We start from the raw sequence: 21181 nt of genomic DNA, 5'->3' as shown, positions 1-21181 counted from the left end.
TCATTCCTTGGTGGACGCGACCGTCTGCGGCCTGCCGCGCGCTTCGTCGATGGCGGCGAGAACGCTGTTCACGGTCAGGATTTCGGGAAGGAGAACGCCGCCTGGGCGGCCGGGCCCGTAGGCGACGTTGAGCGGAATGCCATAGCGCCCCTGCGCCTTGACGAAGGCGGCGATCGCCTCGTCTGGCAGGGTCCAGTCGGCGCGCATGGCGAAGGTGTCGTCCCGCTCCAGCACCGCGACGACGGGGTCACGGTCCATCGCGGCCGCTTTGTTGTAGAGGCAGGTGATGCACCAGTCGGCGGTCACGTCGACGAACACGACATGGCCGTCTGCCACGTGCTCGTCGATAGCCATTCGGTCGAACGCCTGCCAGTGCGCCGCCTCGACAGGCTCGTCCGTCGCTCCGCCCGTCATGGCGCTACCGAAGCCAACGAACACGATCGCTGCGAGGCCAACCGCGACGCTCGCAGCGGTCAGCGGACGGCTCGGCCGCCTTGCCGCAGCACCGGCAAGCAGGACGGCGGCGACCGCTGCGGCGAGCGCAGCCAACCCCGCCTGCGCCACCAGGATCGAGCCGAGCCAGACGAGGACGGCCAGCATCGGCAACACGAGGCCGCGCTGCACCCAGCGCATCCAGGCGCCTGGCCTGGGAAGGAAGAAAGCCGCGCGCGGCGCAATCGCGACCGCAAGATACGGGAACGCAAAACCCATCCCGAGCGCGGCAAAGCTGAGGGCAAGGTCGCCTGGTCCGCCCGCAAGACCGAAGCTGATGGCCGTGCCGAGGAACGGCGCGCTGCACGGGGTCGCGATCAGCGCGATGACGAAGCCGTCGGCGAAGTCGCCGGTGCGCCCGAGCCGCCCGAGCCGGTTCTGAAGTCCGGCCGGAAGCCGCAATTCGAACAGTCCAGCGAGATTGAGCGTCATCAGCGCGAACAAGACGAAGATCAGCGCCACGAAGGTCGGCGACTGGAACTGCATTCCCCAAAAAACGTCCTGGCCGAGCGCCTTCAGCGCGCCGAGCACCGCCGCGAGCAGACCGACGAACACGAGGATGCCGGCGGCCGTCGCAAGGAAGGCGAGGCGTTGATGGCGGCGCTCGAGATGTGCGGTGCGGCCGAGCGCGGCGAGCTTGATGGATAGGACCGGCAAGACGCACGGCATCACGTTGAGGAGGAGGCCGCCGAGGAAGGCGATCAGAACGATGGCCCAGACCGCCGAGCCGCCGCGCGCTTCGCCCTCGACGAAGGCCGTGACGGCGCCGGTGAGATCGAGCGCCACGTCCGCGCCCACCACCGTCAAGCGCAGTCGCGAGCCGAGCGGCGGCGGCTCGGCGGCTTCAAGCGTGCCGCGGTAGAGCCCGTCTCCCACCGGCACGAGCGCGCCGATCAGCGGATCCTCGTCAGGGATTTCGGCGACGAGGAGCGCGCCGCTCAGCGCCCCACCGGTCTCGCCGAACGCCTTCAACTCGACCGACAGACCATTTTCGACGGCAGTAAGTTGAGAGAGGGCGACATCGCGATCGAGCGCGGGGACGGGGACCCTGGCCATCGCCTTGTCGGTCGGGGTCTCGCCGAGCGCGGGCAGAAAGGCCGGATCGGCCGGGATCAGCGCCTCGAATGCGAAGCGCTCCGGCACGCACACGGTGCCGCAAACGAGGAGGTCGGCCACGAGCGACAAGGTCGCGCCGCGGCGAGGGTCCTCCCGCTCCACCCTGATCGGGAAGGTGACGCGCTCGGAGTAGCCCAGCGCCTCGATGCCGAACGCCACGAAGCGCTCCGGGGCCGGGAAGACAAGCTCGATCGCCTCGACATTCTGCGACCCATCGGTGGAGAGCGCCGGCGGAAGACCGGTGGAACCCGCCGATCGCCAGTACGTCTTCCAGCCGTCCGCAAGTCTGACTTCCAGGCCGGCGACGACGCTCCCGTCCCCGGCGCTTGCAACGTGAAGCCGCGCCGCGCTGTTCGCCTTCTCCTGCCAAGGGGTGGTCGCGAACGCCTGCGGCACAGCGGCGATGGCGAGCGCCGCCACGAGGGTCGCGGCCGCGGTGCGGAATGACCACCGCGTCACTGCGCTTCCATCCGTTCGTTGAGCGCGTCGTGGCGGGCGCGAACCTCCTGCGGCCAGCGGCTTTTGATGTAGGAGAGCACCGCGACGATCTCCTCGTCACTCAGCACGCCTTCATACGCCGGCATGTTCGAAAAATACGGCTCGCCATTGCCGACCTGTTTCGGCAGCCCGTACTTCGTCAGCTCGAAGAGCATCGCATCGGGGTGGTGCCAGGTGTGCCCCGTCTCATCGTGCGGCGGCGCGGGAAGCCGGCCGTCTGGGCCGCGCTCGCGCCAGTTCGGCTCGCCCTCCAGGTTCGCGCCGTGGCAGGAGGCGCATTGAGCGGCATAAACCGTTGCGCCGAGCGCCACGACCGCGTCGTCGCCCGGGCGCAGCACCACGGCGTCCGACGCCGCGCCCGGCCACAACGCAACCAGCGCGATGCCGCCCGCGCCGATCGCGACGCCGAGGCAGATAAGGATGATGGCGCGCTGCATGACCGGGGTGCCGTCAGGTCAGGAGCGGGCGGCTTGGCGGGCGCACGACGATCGGCGTCCCGTTCGGCACGCGATTATAAAGGTCGATAACGTCCTGGTTGAGAAGGCGCACGCAGCCCGAGGACACCGCACGGCCGATGGAGTAGGCTTCCTGGGTGCCGTGCAGGCGATATAGCGTGTCGATCCGGCCTTGGAAAATATAGAGCGCCCGCGCGCCGAGCGGATTGTCGAGCCCGGGCTCCATGCCGTCGCGGTATTTTTCAAGCTCGGGCTCGCGGGCGATCATCTCGGCTGGCGGCGTCCATGTGGGCCACTCGCGCTTGAAGGGGATGCGCGCCTCACCGTCCCAGCCGAAGCCTTCGCGGCCGAGGCCCACGCCGTAGCGCATCGCCCGGCCGCCTTCCATCGTCCAGTAGAGATAAAATGTGCCGGTATCGACGACGACAACGCCCGGTCCCTCGCCCGTCGGGTCGGGCACCTCACGCCGCCAGTATTTGCGATCAACCTGCCGAAGATGAACCGCGGGAATGGGAAAACGCTCGTTCGGCCGCGGGCCGTACATGAGCTTATAGACCTCAGGAATCCGCGGTGCGGTCGCCACTTGCGGCGCCGGTGTCTCGGCGACCGTGCAGCCGCCGAGAACCGCCGCACTGCCGCCGATCATAAAGGCACGCCGGCCGATCATCTCAACGGCCCGCCTGGTAAAAGACTGTGCTGCCCTCGGTCGTCCCGGCGCCGAAGGTGTGGACGTTGTACTTTGCGCGGGGGTTGTTCCCCATGCCGATCGATCCCTGCGGCATTCCCGGCACCGCAATGCCGCGGATGTCGGGCTTCTCTTCGAGCAGCTTGGCGATGGCTTCGGGCGGCACGTGACCCTCCAGCGCGTAGCCGGCGATCGCGGCCGAATGGCAACCCTGCACCTCGTCGGGAATGCCGGCCTGACGGCGAACCGGGGCGAGATCTTCAAGCTCGGTGATTTCCAGCTTGTAGCCGAGCCCTTCCATGTGCTCGGCCCAGTCGGTGCAGCAGCCGCACCATGGCGTCTTGTAGACGTACATGGTGTGATCCTGCGGCTCCGCCTTCGCCGAGGTGGCGATGATGCCGATCATTGCAGCACCTGCAAGGGCGCCGATCTTATGAATACGCATGTGATACTCCGGTATTAGGTCGGTTCTGAGGTGTCATTGGACATAAACGCGGGCGCCGACGCCGACGCGCGTGTAAAGATCCTTGACGTGTTCGTTGAGGAGGCGGATGCACCCGTTCGACACCGCGCGGCCAACGCTTGAAGGATCGTTGGTGCCGTGGATGCGGTACATGGTGTCCCGGCCGCCCTTGTAGAGGTAGAGGGCACGGGCGCCGAGCGGGTTGTTCGGTCCGCCGGGGACGCCGCGCGCATATTTGGCGTACTTGCCCGGCTCGCGGCGGATCATATTCTGCGTCGGCGTCCAACTCGGCCACTTGGCTTTGCGCGCGATGACGCCGTTGCCGCGGAACGAGCGGCCGGCCTTGCCCACCCCGATGACGTAGGCGAGCGCACGGCCGCGGCCGAGCACGTAGTAGAGGCGCTTCTCACCGGTGCGCACGACGATGGAGCCGGGTCGCGCCTTCGTGGAAAATCGAACGACGGTGGGCGCTTTCACCGGGTGCGGGTGCGCGATCGCCGCAGCCGGCGCCAGCGTCATCAGCGACAGCGCGCCGGCGCCCAGCAACAAATTGCGGCGCGACAGAAGGGTCTCCTCGCCAGAAAGATCGTCGTCGCAATGCTCTTCAGGAATCACGCCTCGTCTCCTTCGATTTCGAGGAAGGTCATCATGCCGCCCGCCTGATGCTCGATCATGTGGCAGTGAAGCATCCATCGGCCCGGCGTTTCCGCGACGAAGGCGATCTCCACCCTGTCGTCGGAGGCCATCAGCGAGGTGTCCCGCCAGGCGCCGTCCTCGATGGGCGCGCCGTTGCGGGCGATCTCGCGGAAATGCATTCCGTGAAGGTGCATGGCATGGGGAAACGCAGTGTCGTTGATGATGTCGACGACCACCGTTTCGCCGCGCTTCAGGGAGGCGAGCGGCGCGTCCATGTCGCCGGCGACGCCGTTGAAGGCCCAGATCCGGCGGTGTAGCATGAGCTCACGCATGCCCATCATGCGCCCTCCCATCATGGCGCGGCCCATGCCGCCCATCGCGCCGCCCTCCATGCGAAGCTCCAGACGACGCGCGCCGGCAAGGTCGAGGCTCGGGCGCGCGTTGCCCTCCAGCGGCGCGATCTCGGTCCCGGCAAGCCCGGTGCCGCCCTCCCGGTCGGCGTAGACGAAGGCACCCATGTTGACCTCGTCGCGCAGCGTGTAGGCGCGGATCGCGTGGCGCGAGGACGGCGCACCGACCGCATCGACGATGAGATCGACACGCTGCCCGGGCCCAAGGAGCAGCTCGTCCGCGCCGAGCGCCCATGGCGTCACCGAGTTGCCGTCCTCGGCGATGATGACAGGATCGTGCCAATCGAACATCAGCGCGAATATTTGCGCATTGGCGACGTTGACGAGCCGCAACCTGATGCGCTCGCCGGCCGCGACGGGGACGTCGGCGTCGGCCGCATTGTTGATGGTGGCAAGATTGCCGAGCCGGCCGGCGTGCGACCACTCGTGCATGTTCCCGAAGTCGGTGGAGAGTGTTCCAGCAGGGGTCAGCACCCAGTCATCGAGCACTAGGAGGAGATCGCGGTCGACCGCCGGCGGCGTCTCTTCGTCGACGATGACGACGCCATAGAGCCCACGGTCCTGCTGGTTCCAGCCGCGAAAGTGCGTGTGATACCAGTAGGTTCCGGCGTCATCGAGGTCGAAGGCGTAGCGGAAGGTCTCGCCGGGTGGCACGGGCGCCTGGGTCAGCGGGGCCGCGCCATCCATGCCGTTGGGCGGACGCAGCCCGTGCCAGTGGACCGCGCTCGGCTCAGCCAGGCGGTTCTCGAACGTCACGTCAAGCCGTTCGCCGCGCCGGTAACGCAAGAGCGGCCCCGGAACGCTCCCGCCATAGGACCAGGCGTCGACGGGGAGGCTTCCGCGCCCGGTGGTCAGCACCGCGCGGCCCTCGTCCGCCACCAATCGCTGCCCGGTTGGCGTCGCATGAGCGAGACGCGGGGCACCTGCGGCAAGGACCGAAGCACCGGCGCCGGCAAGGAAGTGGCGCCGGTTGAGATCGATCACGCGGCAAAGAGTCATGTTTGCGGGTCCTCTCCCATCAGAAATGCCGCAATGGCTTCGCGGTCCGCCTCGTTCAGGAAGGAGGTGGAGTCGCGGACCACCTCGCCCATCAGACTGCCGAAGGCGTCGCCCGACGGCGTCAGCCCGCTCTTCAGCGCGTAGGCGAGCGAGGCGGCGCTCCAGTCGTTCTCCTTCAGGGCTTCGAGCGTGATCGGTGGCGCCGATTCATCGCCGGGAAGCGCGTTGCTTCCCTCGAAGTGATGGCCGTGGTCCCGCGCACCGAAAACGTTGCGCGGGGTGTGGCAGGCGCCGCAGTGCAGCGGCCCCTCGACAAGATACTTGCCGCGGTTCCACGCGTCCGAGCGGGCCGAATCGGCATCGAACTCGCCAGCATCCATGAAAAGCGCGCGCCACAGCTTGAGCATGTAGCGTTCGCTGAAGGGGAAGGGCACATCCGAGGCGGGCGCGGGCTCGGATACCGGGGCCACAGTCCGGAACGCCGCGTAAAGGTCGGCGACGTCCTGATCGGTCAGCCGCGTGTAGAAGATGTAAGGGAAGACCGGGTAGTAGGGCTCGCCGTCCGGAGAGATACCGTTGCGCACGGCCGTCGCAAAGTCTTCAAGACTCCAGTCGCCGATACCCGCGACCAGGTCGGTGGTGATGTTCGGCGCGTAGAACGTGCCGAAATCGGTGTCCAGCCCGGGTCCACCGGCGAGCGGCTTGCCGCCGCCCTCGATATCCGTATGGCAGCCGATGCACCCTGAGGCGCGGGCCATATAGGCACCGCGCATGGGATCGCCTTTCAGCTCCGTTTCGAGAGCGGCATCGGCATCCAGCGGCCAGGCCACGAGCGCAGCATAGCCGACCCCCCCCACCGTAAGGAGGGCGATAAACGCAAACAAGAACCGCATCGGTCAGTCTTTCTCGACGCGGAACTTCGTGTGGCAGGACGAGCAGGTATCGCCGAGCATGTCGAACACACGGTCCGTCGGCATCTCGGCCATCATCTCGGCGCTCATCGCCATATCCTGGCCACCGCCGGCCATCATGTCCGACATGGAGCGATCGCCCATCATGGCTCCCATGTTGGGCGTGTCGCCACCCATCATCGCGCCCATCGAGGGCGCTGCATCCTCGCCCGAGGGCGCGTTTTCGGCGGCACGGGCGAGCCCCTCCGCGGTACGCTCGAGCCGGTTGGCGAGCGCTGCGAACTCGTCCCAGTTCTCCCAGATTTCGGGCTTTGCCTCAGAAGGGCCGTCGATGCTGCCTTCCGGGAAGAGACTGGTGATCGCCTCGCCCGCGTGCCCGCGGATCGTCTCCGCATGTTCGGCAACCGCCTTTGCATCGTAGGGTGCTTCGCCGGCAAACATCGCGCGCAGCGCCTTATTGGCGTCGCCGATTGCCGCCATCCCGTCCATACGCTGCTTGACGATGCCCGTTGCCCCAGTGTGGGCGATAGCAGCTGCCGAGAGCGACAGCGAAAGCACTGCCGCAGCGCCCAAGGCGCACTTCGTTCGAAGATTCATTGTCCGTTTTCCCTGTGACCAAGCCCCAAGACTTTGCGCACGTGGCGCGCCGTCAGGCGGTCAGCGGGGAGGCGGAATCTCTACTGGCCCGAAAACGCCGCTCAAACCGAAATCGGCAGACGAGCCGACGTCTGTAGACGAATGATCGGCGACGCCAAGGCCGATTGCAGCACTCATCGCCGCTGCTACGCTACACGAGACCGATGGGCCGACACATTCCTTATCGGCAGCCGGATCCGCTTCGCAACCGCCCGGCGGGCAGCGATCTCCGGCCGAAGCGTCCACCCGCACTACGTGCGCCTCCACGGCACCTGCATCGGCGAGCAATACGTCCCCGACCGGATGCGCCATGGCGCTCGGCCCGTCCACGATCGCCCAGCCCGCGCTTCCAGCCAGAAGCGCGAAGACAAATGCAACACAAAGGACGAGTCGGCGAACCATGAGGCCTGTGTACGGATGACGGTCCAACATGTCAAGGCTCGACACCCCGACGCGACCATCACGCTCGCGATATTTGTCTTAACCGTGTGAAGCTTGTTGCTCGCACGTTCTCGACCTTGAGGGATTATGCGCCGGGTCGGACGATGCTGCCCGACCATGCGAAACCCGCTCCGCTCGGACAGAGTCAGAACACAGCGGATGAGACCGCCGCCCGTGATGCCCATGACGGGCATGAGGGCTTGCCAGTCCCCACGGAGTGAACCATCTGCGCCGATCTCCGCTCTAACGCCAACATGTCGTCGCCACGCGAAGGGGCGCAAGAGAACTCTGACCCCGGCTGAACACGCATGTCCGACCCCCTGCCCGCTGGAAAGTGTGAATAGAGGACTTGAGTGTGGAGGCGCAGTTACGTAGGCGTTCTCTGAACAGACTGACGTATGAAAGCCGGCTCCGCGGCAGTTTCTGTGAAGGCGAGGCGCCAAAACTGGGCCTTCGGCCTCGCATTACCGCGGCCGCCGCGGTCAGGAAACCGTACCTTCGGCGAGGGTCGCCTTTGCTTCCGATATGGCCCTCTCCCGAGAATGGAAGAAGGCGCTGCCAGGAACCATTAGCTCCTGGCTGGCGCGAATGTTCGTGAGGATCTCAGTCGCTCTGTACGATCTCGCTGTAGTCGCCGCGGAGCTGCAAGGTTACCGTGACGTCGGTGTCGTCGCGGTTGCGCCAGAACCAGCCGTGCTCGCCTGCGAAAGGCGCTTCGAAGCCACCTTCGCCTGACGTCTCGCCACGGCCGCGCTCATAGTCGATGGACTGGCCGTCGCCGTGGGCGTGCAGATCGAAGTTGATCCGGCCGCCCTCCGCGCCCCATGCGTACTCAGCCGCATCGCCCGCTGTCATGGCCAGTTTGATTTCAGTCGCGGCATCGGGGGCGAGCGTGAAGGTGATCTCGTCACGCCAGGCTTCCTGCGCATGCGCAGGTGATACAAACAGGCCGAACACGTCGTCGAGGAGACCGGAGCTCTCGTCGGACCCGCCGTGGATTGCACGGTCCCGTTCGGCCTCCTCCGCGAGCTCCTGCTTGATCTCGCCCATGTCGGCGAGACCGAGCACGCCACCAACACCGGTCGGGTCGATCCCGTATTCTGCAGGCAGGACGACGGTGACTAAGATTGCCGCTGCGGCCACGGCCGCGAGAATGGTGGAGCGAAGGAGCTGGGCCGAGCTCGGCAGCTCTTCGAGGCTGGGTCGCTTTGCGTTGAACATGTTTGTCTTCCCAAGTCTTTAGGCTGCTACGAAGTAGCCGGTGATCTGATAGCCCATCAGCATGAATCCCAAGGACATCATGACGACGTTTGCGGTGTAGGCGTGGCGGAAGAAACCCACAGTCTTGCGCCAGTAACTCATCACGATGAGGATCACGGCAAGCGCGAGAATCTGGCCTATTTCCACGCCGACATTGAAGGCCAGAAGGTTCGGCAGAAGGCCGTCCTCAGAGATCTGATAATCGAGGATTTTCGTCGCGAGGCCAGTACCGTGGAACAGGCCAAAGATGAATGTCGCGGCCTTGGTGTTGGGTTGGAAACCGAACCAGCGCTGGTACGCACCGAGATTGTCGAGGGCCTTGTAAACCACAGAGAGGCCGATGATCGCGTCGATGATGTAGGCGTTCACGCCCCAGCCGAACCAGACGCCGGCAAGCATCGTGATCGAGTGGCCGACAGCGAAGAGGCTCACATAGATCGCGACGTCGTTCATCCGGTAGAGGAAGAAGACGACACCGAGGAGAAAGAGGATGTGGTCGTATCCGGTCACCATGTGCTTGGCGCCGAGATACATGAAGGGGATGATGTGCACGCCCCAGATCTCTTGTATGTAGCCCGCGTCGCCTGGTGTAACTGCGTGTGCTAAGGCAGTCCCCGCGCTCAAGACAAGCGCGGCAAAGATCAATGAGAACCGAAGGGTCGGGTGGCGCGCGCCGAAGCGGCTCACGCTCTGTGCATTCACGGCCATAGATAAATCTCCGCTGAGAGTTTTTTCGCTGATCATTCAAGGCGCACGTTAGCGCTCAGGTGATCAGGCGCGCGGAGGTCGTTCGATGCGGGCAAGCCGCGAAATCCAGCCATCGGACGGCCGAAGCTGCCACCCCCGCTTCACAACGAGGGCCGATGCGTATCCCTCGCCGCGTGTTGGCAGCGCCTGGGTGTGGTCATGGTCGGCCGCCTCAGGGCCATGGCCATGCAGTATGCGCAAGACGTCATCAAAGCCGTGCGAATGGCCATGTTCGGCGGCAAACTGCGCATGCGCGCCGATCGCCTCGTAGACGGCAGGCGCGTGGGTGACAGCTGGCACGACGGACCACGCGGCGATCGTCATGCACAACAACGCCACGAACGCTTGGTGTTTTAGGATCCGTACGCGTCTCACCGATGATCCCTGTCTGTCGCAGCCAGGCGCTTACACAACACAACGTCTTGTTCGATCCTCCCGGGGAGGATAGCGTCAGCCTATGACAGAGCGCCATCTCCACGCAAGCCACCCCGCCATCATTGCCCGGCTGAAGCGCGCCGACGGGCATCTGCGTTCCGTCATCGCGATGATCGAGGCGGGAAAGCCGTGCCTCGCCGTCGCCCAACAGCTGCTGGCGGTGGAGAAAGCGATCGCAAACGCAAAGCGAGAGCTCATTCACGATCACATGGACCACTGTCTGGACGCGGAAGGCTCCAAGACCGACCGCGACGAGTTAAGGACGATCGCGCGCTACCTTTAAGAGGCACCGATGCTGGAGATCCTTGCAGACCGCACCTATCGCCACCTCTTCGCGGCGCAGGTCGTCGCGCTGCTCGCCACAGGGCTCGCCACGGTCGCTCTGGGGCTACTTGCCTTTGACCTCGCGGGCGACAGCGCGGCGATGGTGCTCGGAACGGTCTTCACCATTAAGATGATCGCATATGTGTGCATCGCGCCGATCGCTGGGGCGTTCGCCGCCCGGGTGCCGCGCAGGGCGCTCCTGGTGGCGCTCGATCTCGTGCGAGCCAGCGTTGCGCTGGGCCTGCTTCTCGTGAGCGAGGTTTGGCAGATCTACGTGCTGATCTTCCTGCTCCAGTCGGCGTCTGCCGCCTTCACGCCGACCTTTCAGGCCAGCATCCCCGACGTGCTGCCAGAGGAGGAGCGTTACACGCGGGCCTTGTCGCTCTCGCGCCTTGCCTATGACCTTGAGAACATCGTTAGTCCAACGCTGGCGGCCCTTCTGCTCGCGGTGCTGAGCTACAACGCGCTCTTTCTCGGTACTGTCGCAGGGTTCGCGGCCTCCGCGCTTCTCGTTATGTCAGTTGTGCTGCCCAACCCAAAACCATCGGAACCGCGCGGGGTCTACGACAGGACCACACGAGGCATCCGCATCTATATCGCGACGCCGCGGCTCTTCTACGCCGCTCATCTCATCCTGAGGACCGCCCCGCACTCTTCGCCGCGCAATTTGCGCTCAGCCACGCATGCTGGCTGGTGACCTATCCGCTCGCGGGGTGGATGATGACCGCGTTCGGCCCCGTGACGGCACTCACAGCTCTGGCGGCACTTGCCGCGGCAGGCGCCCTGGCGGCACTGCGCCTTTGGCCGCACGAGGATCCCGAGACCTTCGAGCATATTCACGACAAGCTGCCGCTCGATCACCCGCATCTAAAAGGCAAACGGCGACATGCGCACGCCTTTGTGGTCGATGATGACCACCCGCGCTGGGCCTCACGACTTTGATCGCAGATCAGGAAAAGAACGCGCCAGAACCGGGCCTTTGTCGGCGAATCCACGTTTGTGTTCGCGGGGCGAAAGCGGGCCTTCAGATCCGTGGATAGGAACGGCTATGCCAGCGCCCTCTGCTTTGGCGCTCAGCGGACAATGCGGGCCTCTTGCGCGACTTGACTGATTTGCTGTCGAACGCGGGCCATGAGAAAAGATCGCTGTATCTTTCGTAAACCGCGCACACGTTCGCGGTCCGTTGATCGGCGTTGGCGTTCCAGCACTCGGCAATGTCGCAATCGGTCGCGTAGGTTCGGATCATCACTTGCGCCAAGATGTTCGTAGAGCCGGTCGTATGCGGTCCATCACGGAAGCCTGGCGATGTCCACTATCCCATACCATCTCATTGGGCCTTGAAAACAATTCGGAGCGATGCCTATGCACGCCGAAGACCAAGCTGCTCAGGTCGATGCCTTCGGCGATTACATGATGCAGATGTGGCGGGGCCTGAAGTCCACTGGCTGGCACTGGTTCGGCTACCACTTCTCGAACGGACCGACCCCTTTTGGGATGGCCATCGTCCGCTCGTGCATGGCAATCGACCGGGCGGCTCCGCGCATTGGTACGACGCTCTTCGGCGAGTTGCTTTCGATCGGCGGTCGGGACCGGTACGAACCTCACTACGAGCAACTCCTTCAGAAGATGAGCGAGATCCTTGTGATCGAGCGCATCGTAACGGCAAACTGGCCCGAAGGGACGACGTTCGAGCAAGAGCCACAGGTGAGACGCGGGGGCAAGAGGCCGGAGCTGCTTGTCACGACTGAAGCGGACCGGTTTGTGATCGAAGTGAAGACGCCAAGCCAACTGACGCACATCCGCAATCGGGCGACCAACCCCAACCAACTCTCGTACAGGAGTGTGGTCGGGCGACGTACCGCGGAAACGCTGTTGGACGGAGAGACCACCCTCCCGCGCGACAACCAAATCCTTGGCTTCTTGAAGGATGCCGATGCAAAGTTCGCGGACTTTCATGATGGTCTCACCACGTCGATGCTTGTAATAGTTTGGGATGACTTCATCTACGAACCGATTTCCGTACTGATGAACGCGGAGTCAGGGTTGTTGACCGCGAACACTTACGCCAAAGATGGGTCGGGAGAGCCGCTGGCCTTTCCCAACGTGGATGCCGTCGTCGCACTGCGTCACCTGAACTACTTTATCTCCGGCTCTCGCGAGGAGCCGTTGATTGATAGAACAAACGCTATGGATTTTGGAGACGACCGGGCGATGCCGAATGTCATTTTCCCGGTCCTTAACCAAGGGCCGATGATGGCACGTGTTGTCGAACGGCTTCGGGCATATCCCTACGGCGACCCCGTCCTTGTCGGAGCGGAATATCAGGTGTCTGACATGGTGTTCTGGTTGTAGACCTGGCGCGACTCATCGTCGGTATCGATCAATTGCTTTCGTTATTTCTTGACCTGTCCCCGCGGCGTTTTGATTGGGCATAGCCCATTGGGACAACCGGACATTCAACGGGCGAGCGTAAAGCCCGCAAGGTGCTTCGCAGCTTCCTGCCGGCACGATCGCCAGAAGCAGCGCGGAGAAAGCGAAGAAGCGCCCCGTCTGATCGGCTTCCCCAGCCAGGTGCGCCAAACCGGGCGTTGAACCGGTACTGTCCGAGTTGAGCAGACGCTTCTGAGCCGGCCTTGAGGCTCGGGCGGCCGGCCATCCCGGCGCGGCTTCCGTACCTCCCGCTCTTGGATGGCGCCCCTTCAGCCACTAAGCCAGTTCCCAGATGGTGACGCTTGACGTTGCCCCAGAAGTGTCCCCGCTCATAGCTGGACTCTGTTCGTGTTGTGGTCCCATCGGGACCGGGTTGCAAACTCGTTCGGGGTGAGGCCGCCCAGGCTGGTGTGCGGCCTGTCGTGGTTGTAGTCGGTGCGCCATTCCTCAATGATGCGGCGAGCGCCCGGAAGGCTGCGGAAGAGATGCTCGTTGAGGCACTCATCGCGGAAGCGACCGTTCAGGCTCTCTACGAAGCCGTTCTGCATCGGCTTGCCGGGCGCGATGTAGTGCCAATTGACGCGGCGGTCCTCCTGCCATTCGAGGATGGCATGGGAGGTCAGCTCGGTGCCGTTGTCGCTGACGATCGTGAGCGGCTTGCCGCGACTGACGATCAGGCGGTCGAGTTCCCGTGCCACGCGAGCCCCCGACAGTGATGTGTCGACAACGAGCGTCAGGCACTGGCGGGTGAAGTCGTCGAGCACCACCAGCACACGGAAGCGGCGCCCGTCGCTGAGCTGGTCGGAGACAAAGTCGAGGCTCCAGCGCTGGTTTGGTCCTCGCGGCAAGGTCATTGGCGCCCGCGTTCCGATGGCACGTTTTCGGCCGCCGCGCCGTCGTACACTCAGCCTCTCCTCGCGGTATAGGCGGAACAGCTTCTTGTGGTTCACCTCGATACCCTCGCGCCGCAAAAGGATATGCAGCCGCCGATAGCCGAACCGGCGCCGTTCGTTCGCCAGCGTTTTCAGGCGTTGGCGCACCGTCGCATCGTCCGGCCGCTGCGACCGGTAGCGGTAAGTCCTTGGATGCATCCCGATCAGGGCACAGGCGCGCCGCTGGGAATACCCCTTCTTTTCAATCGCCCAACTCACGAAGCCTCTCCGTGCGCTGGGCGTCAGAAGTTTTTTCCCAGAGCGTCCCGCAGCGTCGCCACATCGAGCATCTGTTCGGCGAGAAGCTTCTTCAGGCGGCCGTTCTCATCTTCCAGCGCCTTCAGCCGCCTGGCTTCAGACACTTCCATTCCGCCGTAGCGCTTGCGCCACGTGTAGAACGTCGCGTCGCTGATCCCGTGCTTGCGGCACAGCTCCGACACACCGATCCCCGCGGCATGCTCCTTCAGGACCGCGATGATCTGCTCTTCGCTGAAGCGGCTCTTCTTCATCTCCGTCTCCTTCTGACGGAGTCCAGTTCAGACCGAGGACATTCCAAGGGGCAACGTCATAGGAGGCTTGCGCCCCAGAGGCGCCCAGCACAGTCACCCCGGCGCCGATCCCCACCAGCCCCATCAACGCTTCGCGGGAGACGAAGTGCTGATCAGCCGGCAGATAGGCGTTTGCCGCGATCCGGCCCGACAAAAAATTGTAAACGAGGGACCCAGTCGACCATGTCCTGACAACAAGCGGCAGGGTTGCGATTTCCGCCCAGGTGAGAGCCTCGCGTTGTGCAATCTCGTGGCCCGTTGGCACCGCGACGACCAAGTGTTCATCCCAGAGCCATTGTGTCTCAAATTCCCGAGCAGAAACCTCGAGGACAGTCAAGGCGAGATCGATCCGTCGGTCCCGGAGTGCGTTGAGAAGATCCGGTGGACTGCCTTCGTGAAGTTCCAGGCGCACCTCCGGTGAATAGGCACGAAACTCGGCGAGCGTCTCACGCAGCGGGCCGCTGCAAAGCGACGTGTAGAAGCCGAGCGACAGCGCGCCAACTTTGACCTCGCTCGCGCGTCCAGCATCGTGCAACGCGCGATCGACATCGCGAACAATGTAGCGGGCCGAGTGGAGCAACTTACTCCCGGCCTGCGTGAGTTTCATTCCGCGCGGGATGCGTTCGAAAAGGTTGATGTTGACCCGCTTTTCGAGCTTGCGGATCTGGTGACTCACCGACGGTTGCCGCACGCCTAGAAAATCGGCCGCGGCACGCACACTGCCGTGGTCTGCAACCGCCACAAAATAGCGAAGCTGACGCAATTCCACAGCGGCCCTTGAGTTTGAGAGCTCGTGCTGGCCGATCCATTTCCTCGCGATTCTGCAGGCATGTTTCGTGCCAGTTGCGGCTACGCGCTAGCGGCGAGGATGCTCGTGCATACAACCCATCGCGCGTGCTCCCCGTCGTCGGGCGGTGCACTATTGTCAGAACACCATTTGCAAAGCTCTGCTGCACCGAATGAGGAGCGTCGAGACCCACCCAAGGTCTGCGGGCACGCTGCGGACAGCGCGCCTGAAGTCCCACAGATCACCATGGCTAAACAGCCGGCGGGCAAAATAAGGAGGTCGCTGCCGAGACCGGATCCAAGCTCGCGACCTACAGCCAGTCAATTGGCGGCCGGACAGAGCTGATACACCAAGCCCTTAATGACCGCCAAGTGATTCCGGTATGATTCCGGCAGCACCGCCGGTTCCACGGTCATCTGGTTCGAGGTGCCGAGAAAGCGGTGATTTTACAGGTATTTGGCGTGGTTGCGGGGGCAGGATTTGAACCTGCGACCTTCAGGTTATGAGCCTGACGAGCTACCGGGCTGCTCCACCCCGCGCCAACGCCTTGCGGCTGGAGGTCATCTAGCAAGCCCTGCTCCGGAGCGAAAGGGGGCGACAGACATTTGTTTGTCATAAATGCGCAATCACGAGGCAAAAGACTGATTCATCGGCAGGGGAATCAATCCGAGCGTGCACTTCAACACGCGCCAGAGCGTACCTATTTGAAGGCCACGGAGACCGCGACGGATCCGTTATATTTCCAATTTTCTTCAGGTTTTACAATGACTTATCTTTTCCACGAACAGCTCACCTACCTGACCGACAGCGGGCTGGAAACCACCCTCCTTTTTCTCGATGGGCACGAACTGCCATCCTTCGCTGCATTCCCGCTATACGATAATGCACAGGGTCGGGATCGGCTTGAACGCTATTACGCCGAGCACCTCGGTGTGGCGCGCGACCACGGCATGGGCTTTGTGGTGGAGGCCGCCACCTGGCGCGCCAACGCCGAATGGGGCGCTACCGTCGGCTATGGCGCCGAAGCGCTCGACCGGGTGAACCGCTTCGCCATCGCGTTCGGCCGCAAGGTCGCCGAGCAGTACCCCACCGTGCCGACCGTCGTGTCCGGCCAGATCGGCCCGCGGGGCGACGGCTATGTCGCCGGCGATGCGATGACGCCGGCCGAGGCGGAGGCCTACCACGCGCCGCAGGTCGAAAGCTTTGCCGCGGCGGGGGCGGACATTGTGGCGGCCTTGACCATGACAAGTTCCGCCGAAGCCATCGGAATCGTCCGCGCGGCGAGGAAAGCCGGCATCCCGGCAGCGATCGCGTTCACGGTGGAGACCGACGGCGTGCTGCCGAGCGGCGAGGCGCTGGCAGAGGCAATCGCCCGCACCGACCGGGAGACGGACGCTGGCGCCGCGTATTTCATGATCAACTGCGCCCACCCGGCGCACTTCGAGCATGTGCTCGGCCCCGAGGTCGCGGCGCGGGTGCGCGGCATTCGTGCCAACGCCTCAACCTGTTCGCATGCGGAGCTCGATGCCGCGACGGCGCTCGACTTCGGCGACCCAGTGGCGCTGGGCGCCGCCTACCGTGCGCTGGGCGAAAAACTGCCGCACCTCAAGGTGGTCGGCGGATGTTGCGGCACCGATATCCGCCACATCCGCGAGATTGCAGCGCGCGTGACGGCCTAAACCGTTGGGGCGAGGCCGGAGGCGGCGAGCGCTGCCGCCTGCCGGTCCGCCTGGCCCTCGCGCGGGGAGGCCGCAAGCTCGGTCTGGAACAGCTCGTAGAAGTTCAGCTCCGCGCCCAGATGGAGGAGGACCGCACCGAGGCCGATGGCGGCGCGGTCCATGAACACGAACTCGCGCGGCACCGTCACCGGCCCCTTCTCTTTCAGCATCTTGTGCACGGAGAAGGCCTCGCGCCGACCGTATTCGCCGGGCTTGGTGCCGTCGGCCAGCGAGCGAACCCGGTCCTCCAGAAGCGGCCCGTAGATGAAGCGCGCCCAGACGTTGAGAACGTCGATCAGCTCGCGCGACAGGCCCTTGAAGCCCCACACCTCGTAGGCGTGGACCACGCGCTCGTCGTCGCCGTGGAGAAGGCCCTCGTAAAGATCGATCACGCCGCCGGCGAACGACGGCGGAAAGATGCGGATGCAGCCATAGTCGAGAAGGTTGATGCCGGCGGGCTCTCCGTCTTCCTCGAACACGGTGTAATTGCCGAGGTGCGGGTCGCCGTGGATCACCGCAATGTCGGCGAACGGGTGCCAGTAGGCGCGGAAGAGGGCCGCGGCGATGCGGTTGCGCACTTCCAGCGGCGCCGTCTTGTAGTCGAGCAGGCGCTTGCCGTTCAGCCAGCCCATGGTCAGGAGGCGGCGGGTGGACAGGTCGTCCACCACGGTCGGCACGCGCACCGTCGGGTCGTTGGCGAAGGTGATGGCGTAGAGCTTCGCCGCCTTCGCCTCGTGCTCGTAGTCCAGCTCCTCGCGCAGGCGGTCGGCGATCTCGGCGTTGATCTGCGAGGTGTCGATGCCGGACTTCATCCGCTTGTGCAGCTGGAACACGAAGCCGAGCTGCTTGAGGTCCGCCTCGATCGCCGAATCCATGTTGGGATACTGGAGCTTGCAGGCGACGTCCTGCCCGTCCGGCGTCCGCGCGCGGTGGACCTGTCCGAGCGAGGCGGCAGCCGCCGGCGCCTTCTCGAACGCTGAAAACCGCTGGAGCCAGTTGGGGCCAAGCTCGGCCGCCATCCGGCGCTTGACGAAGGGGTAGCCCATCGGCGGCGCATCGGATTGCAGAGAGGCAAGCTCGGCGGCGTATTCGGGGGGCAGCGCGTCGGGGATGGTGGACAGAAGCTGCGCCACCTTCATCAGCGGCCCCTTCAGGTTGCCCAGCGCCTTGGTGATTTCCATGGCGTTCTTGTCGTGGTCCTGCGTGCCGCCCATCAGGCGCGCGCCCAGCATCTTTGCCGCAACGCCCGTCATGTTGCCGCTGACCCGCGCGTAGCGACTGGCCCGGCCGGTGAAACTGTTGCGCTCTGCGTCCATCGTCGTCCCCTCGTTCGCCCGCAATATAGGACGCAAAACGGCGAAGGGCGCCCGCACTATTGACGCGGCCGTCCAAATCCGGGCCTGCCATCGCCGCGATGACGTGCTATTTGTTGCGCCGCAACATGGCGTGCGCCTGACGCCGCCTCAAAGTGACAATCTGGAGTATCGAGATGCTGAAGGGAAAGAGCGCGGTCATCACCGGGTCGACATCCGGGATCGGCCTTGGCTACGCCACCGCGCTGGCCGACGCCGGCGTCAACGTGATGATCAACGGCTTTGGCGATGCCGATGCCATCGAGGCGGAGCGCGCGAAGCTGGAGGCCAAGGGCGTCAAGGCGGTCTACTCCGGCGCCGACATGACCAAACCCGCCGAGATTGCCGCCATGATCGCCGAGGCCAACGACAAGCTCGGCAGCGTCGACATTCTCATCAACAACGCCGGCATCCAGCACGTCGCCCCGATCGAGGATTTCCCGGACGAGAAGTGGAATGCGATCATCGCGATTAACCTCTCGTCCGCCTTCCACACCACCAAGCACGCCGTGCCGCTGATGAAGGCGAGGGGCTGGGGCCGGATCATCAACACCGCGTCGGCCCATGCGCTGGTCGCATCGCCGGCCAAGTCGGCCTACGTCGCCGCCAAGCATGGCATTGCCGGCCTCACCAAGGTGGTGGCGCTGGAAGTGGCCGAGCACGGCATCACCGCCAACGCCATCTGCCCCGGCTATGTGTGGACCCCGCTCGCGGAAAAGCAGATCCCGGACACGGCAAAGGCCCGCGGCATCACCGAAGAGGAGGTCAAGCGCGACGTTCTTCTCGCAGCCCAGCCCACGCGCGAATTCGTGACCGTGGAGCAGGTGGCGGCCCTCGCCATGTTCCTGTGCCAGGACGCGGCAAAGTCGATCACCGGCGCGATCCTGCCGATGGACGGTGGCTGGACGGCTGCATAAATCGCCATGCGTTCGTTTCTGACAGCTTTGATGGTTCTGGTGCTCGCCGTGCTTGCGGCGGGCTTTCTGGGCCGCATCCACCCTGCGTTCGACAGTATCGGCCATTTCCGGCTGCACGTGCTGCTCGTGGCACTCGGCCTTGCCGCGCTTGCGGCACTGGCAGGGGCCCGCCGCATCGCCGCCGCCGGGTTGGTCGCAGCGCTCGCGGCCTTCATCTCCGTGGCGCCATACGTGCTGCCCCTCGGCAATAATCCGACTGCAAAGGCCAGTGCCGGCACGGGGACGCCCGGGGTCACGCTCCTGCAGATGAACCTCTTGTTCAATGCGGACCTTACGGCAGCAATGCGCACCATATCGGACAGCAACGCCGATATTGTGACCTTGCAGGAGGTGACGCCGGCGCACTGGGAGACGCTGGCGGCGCTCAACTACCCCCACCGCACGCGCTGCGAAACGCCCCGCCGCGTCGGCGACGTGGCGATCCTCTCCCGCCTTCCCTTCGCCGCGGCGCCCGATGTCTGCATCCCGCAGGAAAATTTCATGGCACGCGCGGTGCCGTTCGGCGACGGAACGCTGAATGTGGTGTCGCAGCACCTGTCCTGGCCGTGGCCGCACGCGCAGCAACGCCAGGTCGAGATTGTCGCCCCCACCCTCAACGGCTTGCGCGCACCCACCGTCATTGCCGGGGATTTCAACGCGGCACCGTGGAGCGCCAACCTGCGCGCCTATGCCCGCGCTGCCGGGACCGAGCCGGTGGGCGGCATTGGCACCACCTGGCCGACCATGCTGCCGGGCTGGCTGACGCGCCTTGCCGGCCTCCCGATCGACAACATTCTGGTCACGCCCGGCCTTGGCGTTGCCGCTGCGATACTTCCGCCCACAGCCTCGGACCATTCACCCGTGCTGGTGAACCTCACCCCCACCCCCTGAAGAGAGTGATCGATATGGCGCCGAAGAAGATCAATGTCGCACTCCAGGGGGGCGGTGCCCACGGAGCGTTCACATGGGGCGTCCTCACGGTTCTTCTGGAAAGCGATGAGGTCGCCATCGACGGCGTCACCGGCACCTCGGCCGGCGCCATGAACGCCGCCGTCATGATGTCCGGCTACATGAAGGGCGGCAAGCCGGCCGCGATTGCCGCACTGCGAGCCTTCTGGTTCGACACCAGCGAGGCGGCAAGGTTCAGCCCGCTGCGGCGCAGCGCGATGGACATGCTGATGGGCAACTGGAGCCTCGACGCGTCGCCCGCCTATATCGCCATGGACATTGCGTCCCGGCTGGTGTCCCCGGCCATTGCCAACCCGCTCGGCATCAACCCGCTGTCGCCCATTGTCGACAAGCACGTGGATTTCTCGCTGCTCAAGCAGTGCATCGACCTCAAGCTCTTCGTGGCAGCCACCAACGTGCGCAACGGCCGCGTGCGCATCTTCCCGCACAGCGAGCTGACGCCGGATGCGTTGCTGGCCTCGGCCTGCATTCCGCAGATGTTCGCCCCGGTGGTCATCGACGGCGAGGCGTACTGGGACGGCGGCTTCATGGGCAACCCGCCGCTCTATCCGCTGTTTTACGAAACGGACACGGCGGACACCGTCATCGTCCAGATCAACCCGGTGGAGCGAACCGAAATTCCCTTCACAGCGCGCGAAATCGTCAACCGCGTCAACGAGATCACCTTCAACGCATCGCTGCTCAAGGAGCTGCGCGCCGTCCGGTTCGTCACCCGGCTGATCGAGGAAGGCAAGCTGCATCCGGAACAATATATGCGCGTTCGCCTGCACCGGATTGCTGCCGAAGAGCTGCGTCCGCTATCGGCATCCTCGAAGATGAATGCGGAGTGGGAATTCCTCGAGCATCTCTATAAAATGGGACGCCGGGCTGCTGAACACTGGCTCGAACGGCACCTTCACGACATTGGCGAGCGCGACACGCTCGACCTCGACGAAGAACTCGACTGAACCCGTTTCAGCCGACACGCACGGCCCCCGCCGG

Annotated in this window: 21 protein-coding genes, 1 tRNA gene and 1 pseudogene; 8 read left to right on the top strand and 15 right to left on the bottom strand. The window is 64.6% G+C overall.

Translation table 11 applies throughout. The features are described from left to right. The 8 genes from RDV64_RS08415 to RDV64_RS08380 form a co-directional block, all read right to left on the bottom strand. Complete coding sequence (locus tag RDV64_RS08415) at positions 1-2067, bottom strand: protein-disulfide reductase DsbD domain-containing protein (RefSeq protein ID WP_309198826.1); 2067 nt, start codon at positions 2065-2067, stop codon at positions 1-3. Next, positions 2064-2543, bottom strand: coding sequence for a cytochrome c (locus tag RDV64_RS08410; RefSeq protein WP_309198825.1), 480 nt, complete (start codon positions 2541-2543; stop codon positions 2064-2066). The genes RDV64_RS08415 and RDV64_RS08410 overlap by 4 nt, the downstream gene beginning before the upstream one ends. Positions 2544-2556: 13 nt before the next feature. Next, positions 2557-3207 (bottom strand): L,D-transpeptidase, encoded by a 651-nt coding sequence (locus RDV64_RS08405; protein WP_309198824.1) that lies wholly within the window; start codon positions 3205-3207, stop codon positions 2557-2559. Positions 3208-3229: 22 nt separating this feature from the next. Then, positions 3230-3691 (bottom strand): DUF411 domain-containing protein, encoded by a 462-nt coding sequence (locus RDV64_RS08400; RefSeq protein ID WP_309198823.1) that lies wholly within the window; start codon positions 3689-3691, stop codon positions 3230-3232. A 33-nt stretch (positions 3692-3724) separates the two neighbouring features. Next, positions 3725-4228, bottom strand: a complete 504-nt coding sequence (locus RDV64_RS08395; RefSeq protein ID WP_309199461.1) for a L,D-transpeptidase — start codon at positions 4226-4228, stop codon at positions 3725-3727. A gap of 92 nt (positions 4229-4320) precedes the next feature. Next, entirely contained in the window at positions 4321-5754 is a 1434-nt protein-coding gene (locus tag RDV64_RS08390) for a multicopper oxidase family protein (protein ID WP_309198822.1), read from the bottom strand. Further along, positions 5751-6647, bottom strand: a complete 897-nt coding sequence (locus tag RDV64_RS08385) for a cytochrome c (protein ID WP_309198821.1) — start codon at positions 6645-6647, stop codon at positions 5751-5753. Before RDV64_RS08385 ends, RDV64_RS08390 begins: the two co-directional genes overlap by 4 nt. Positions 6648-6650: 3 nt before the next feature. Further along, a complete protein-coding gene (locus tag RDV64_RS08380; protein ID WP_309198820.1) occupies positions 6651-7262 on the bottom strand; it encodes a cytochrome c in 612 nt (203 codons plus the stop codon). A 141-nt stretch (positions 7263-7403) separates the two neighbouring features. On the opposite strand from RDV64_RS08380, the gene RDV64_RS08375 reads away from it, so the two are divergent. Continuing rightward, positions 7404-7793: a hypothetical protein gene (locus RDV64_RS08375; protein ID WP_309198819.1), complete on the top strand. Its 390-nt coding sequence runs from the start codon at positions 7404-7406 to the stop codon at positions 7791-7793. A 552-nt stretch (positions 7794-8345) separates the two neighbouring features. Here the strand turns inward: RDV64_RS08375 and RDV64_RS08370 are convergent. From RDV64_RS08370 to RDV64_RS08360, 3 genes are all read right to left on the bottom strand, one after another. Continuing rightward, complete coding sequence (locus RDV64_RS08370) at positions 8346-8963, bottom strand: transmembrane anchor protein (RefSeq protein WP_309198818.1); 618 nt, start codon at positions 8961-8963, stop codon at positions 8346-8348. A gap of 18 nt (positions 8964-8981) precedes the next feature. Beyond that, entirely contained in the window at positions 8982-9710 is a 729-nt protein-coding gene (locus RDV64_RS08365; protein WP_309198817.1) for a HupE/UreJ family protein, read from the bottom strand. Between the two features lie 63 nt (positions 9711-9773). Beyond that, positions 9774-10073, bottom strand: coding sequence for a hypothetical protein (locus tag RDV64_RS08360; protein ID WP_309198816.1), 300 nt, complete (start codon positions 10071-10073; stop codon positions 9774-9776). A gap of 133 nt (positions 10074-10206) precedes the next feature. On the opposite strand from RDV64_RS08360, the gene RDV64_RS08355 reads away from it, so the two are divergent. The 3 genes and pseudogenes from RDV64_RS08355 (at position 10207) to RDV64_RS08345 (ending at position 12860) form a co-directional block, all read left to right on the top strand. Beyond that, a complete protein-coding gene (locus RDV64_RS08355; RefSeq protein ID WP_309198815.1) occupies positions 10207-10467 on the top strand; it encodes a metal-sensing transcriptional repressor in 261 nt (86 codons plus the stop codon). Between the two features lie 9 nt (positions 10468-10476). Beyond that, positions 10477-11450, top strand: a pseudogene (locus tag RDV64_RS08350) (MFS transporter). Positions 11451-11870: 420 nt separating this feature from the next. After that, a complete protein-coding gene (locus RDV64_RS08345; protein ID WP_309198814.1) occupies positions 11871-12860 on the top strand; it encodes a hypothetical protein in 990 nt (329 codons plus the stop codon). Between the two features lie 407 nt (positions 12861-13267). On the opposite strand, the gene RDV64_RS08340 is transcribed toward RDV64_RS08345, so the two are convergent. From RDV64_RS08340 to RDV64_RS08330, 3 genes are all read right to left on the bottom strand, one after another. Then, a protein-coding gene (locus RDV64_RS08340; protein WP_309199460.1) for an IS3 family transposase occupies positions 13268-14337 on the bottom strand; the annotation gives its coding sequence in 2 pieces (ribosomal slippage) (positions 13268-14130 and positions 14130-14337; 1071 coding nt in all). Then, positions 14225-15187, bottom strand: a complete 963-nt coding sequence (locus tag RDV64_RS08335; protein ID WP_309198813.1) for a LysR family transcriptional regulator — start codon at positions 15185-15187, stop codon at positions 14225-14227. Before RDV64_RS08335 ends, RDV64_RS08340 begins: the two co-directional genes overlap by 113 nt. Before the next feature lie 480 nt (positions 15188-15667). Then, positions 15668-15744: transfer RNA gene (locus RDV64_RS08330), tRNA-Met, on the bottom strand. Between the two features lie 225 nt (positions 15745-15969). Between RDV64_RS08330 and RDV64_RS08325 the strand changes: the two genes are divergently transcribed. Beyond that, positions 15970-16884 carry a homocysteine S-methyltransferase family protein gene (locus tag RDV64_RS08325; protein WP_309198812.1) on the top strand — a complete coding sequence of 305 codons (915 nt, stop codon included), beginning with the start codon at positions 15970-15972 and terminating at the stop codon, positions 16882-16884. Here the strand turns inward: RDV64_RS08325 and RDV64_RS08320 are convergent. Then, the gene (locus tag RDV64_RS08320) at positions 16881-18239 is read right to left on the bottom strand and encodes an AarF/ABC1/UbiB kinase family protein (protein ID WP_309198811.1); all 1359 of its coding nucleotides are present in this window, start codon (positions 18237-18239) and stop codon (positions 16881-16883) included. The genes RDV64_RS08325 and RDV64_RS08320 overlap by 4 nt on opposite strands. A 173-nt stretch (positions 18240-18412) precedes the next feature. On the opposite strand from RDV64_RS08320, the gene RDV64_RS08315 reads away from it, so the two are divergent. The 3 genes from RDV64_RS08315 to RDV64_RS08305 are packed head-to-tail and all read left to right on the top strand — an operon-like array spanning position 18413 to position 21147. Continuing rightward, positions 18413-19192, top strand: a complete 780-nt coding sequence (locus tag RDV64_RS08315; RefSeq protein WP_309198810.1) for a 3-hydroxybutyrate dehydrogenase — start codon at positions 18413-18415, stop codon at positions 19190-19192. Positions 19193-19198: 6 nt separating this feature from the next. Further along, a complete protein-coding gene (locus RDV64_RS08310; RefSeq protein ID WP_309198809.1) occupies positions 19199-20122 on the top strand; it encodes an endonuclease/exonuclease/phosphatase family protein in 924 nt (307 codons plus the stop codon). 14 nt (positions 20123-20136) lie between these two features. After that, positions 20137-21147: a patatin-like phospholipase family protein gene (locus RDV64_RS08305; RefSeq protein ID WP_309198808.1), complete on the top strand. Its 1011-nt coding sequence runs from the start codon at positions 20137-20139 to the stop codon at positions 21145-21147. The last annotated feature ends 34 nt before the right edge of the window (positions 21148-21181 follow it).

This window comes from Acuticoccus sp. MNP-M23 (genome assembly GCF_031195445.1).
In the GTDB taxonomy this organism is placed as follows: Bacteria; Pseudomonadota; Alphaproteobacteria; order Rhizobiales; family Amorphaceae; genus Acuticoccus.
Note: the sequence above shows the minus strand (reverse complement) of the source record. Positions and strands in the feature narration are given on the sequence as shown.

Coding starts and splice junctions, on each gene's coding strand:
- RDV64_RS08410 (WP_309198825.1), bottom strand. CDS start 2,543: ATGCAGCGCGCCATCATCCTTATCTGCCTCGGCGTCGCGATCGGCGCG.
- RDV64_RS08405 (WP_309198824.1), bottom strand. CDS start 3,207: ATGATCGGCGGCAGTGCGGCGGTTCTCGGCGGCTGCACGGTCGCCGAG.
- RDV64_RS08400 (WP_309198823.1), bottom strand. CDS start 3,691: ATGCGTATTCATAAGATCGGCGCCCTTGCAGGTGCTGCAATGATCGGC.
- RDV64_RS08395 (WP_309199461.1), bottom strand. CDS start 4,228: ATGACGCTGGCGCCGGCTGCGGCGATCGCGCACCCGCACCCGGTGAAA.
- RDV64_RS08390 (WP_309198822.1), bottom strand. CDS start 5,754: ATGACTCTTTGCCGCGTGATCGATCTCAACCGGCGCCACTTCCTTGCC.
- RDV64_RS08385 (WP_309198821.1), bottom strand. CDS start 6,647: ATGCGGTTCTTGTTTGCGTTTATCGCCCTCCTTACGGTGGGGGGGGTC.
- RDV64_RS08380 (WP_309198820.1), bottom strand. CDS start 7,262: ATGAATCTTCGAACGAAGTGCGCCTTGGGCGCTGCGGCAGTGCTTTCG.
- RDV64_RS08375 (WP_309198819.1), top strand. CDS start 7,404: ATGATCGGCGACGCCAAGGCCGATTGCAGCACTCATCGCCGCTGCTAC.
- RDV64_RS08370 (WP_309198818.1), bottom strand. CDS start 8,963: ATGTTCAACGCAAAGCGACCCAGCCTCGAAGAGCTGCCGAGCTCGGCC.
- RDV64_RS08365 (WP_309198817.1), bottom strand. CDS start 9,710: ATGGCCGTGAATGCACAGAGCGTGAGCCGCTTCGGCGCGCGCCACCCG.
- RDV64_RS08360 (WP_309198816.1), bottom strand. CDS start 10,073: ATGACGATCGCCGCGTGGTCCGTCGTGCCAGCTGTCACCCACGCGCCT.
- RDV64_RS08355 (WP_309198815.1), top strand. CDS start 10,207: ATGACAGAGCGCCATCTCCACGCAAGCCACCCCGCCATCATTGCCCGG.
- RDV64_RS08345 (WP_309198814.1), top strand. CDS start 11,871: ATGCACGCCGAAGACCAAGCTGCTCAGGTCGATGCCTTCGGCGATTAC.
- RDV64_RS08325 (WP_309198812.1), top strand. CDS start 15,970: ATGACTTATCTTTTCCACGAACAGCTCACCTACCTGACCGACAGCGGG.
- RDV64_RS08320 (WP_309198811.1), bottom strand. CDS start 18,239: ATGGACGCAGAGCGCAACAGTTTCACCGGCCGGGCCAGTCGCTACGCG.
- RDV64_RS08315 (WP_309198810.1), top strand. CDS start 18,413: ATGCTGAAGGGAAAGAGCGCGGTCATCACCGGGTCGACATCCGGGATC.
- RDV64_RS08310 (WP_309198809.1), top strand. CDS start 19,199: ATGCGTTCGTTTCTGACAGCTTTGATGGTTCTGGTGCTCGCCGTGCTT.
- RDV64_RS08305 (WP_309198808.1), top strand. CDS start 20,137: ATGGCGCCGAAGAAGATCAATGTCGCACTCCAGGGGGGCGGTGCCCAC.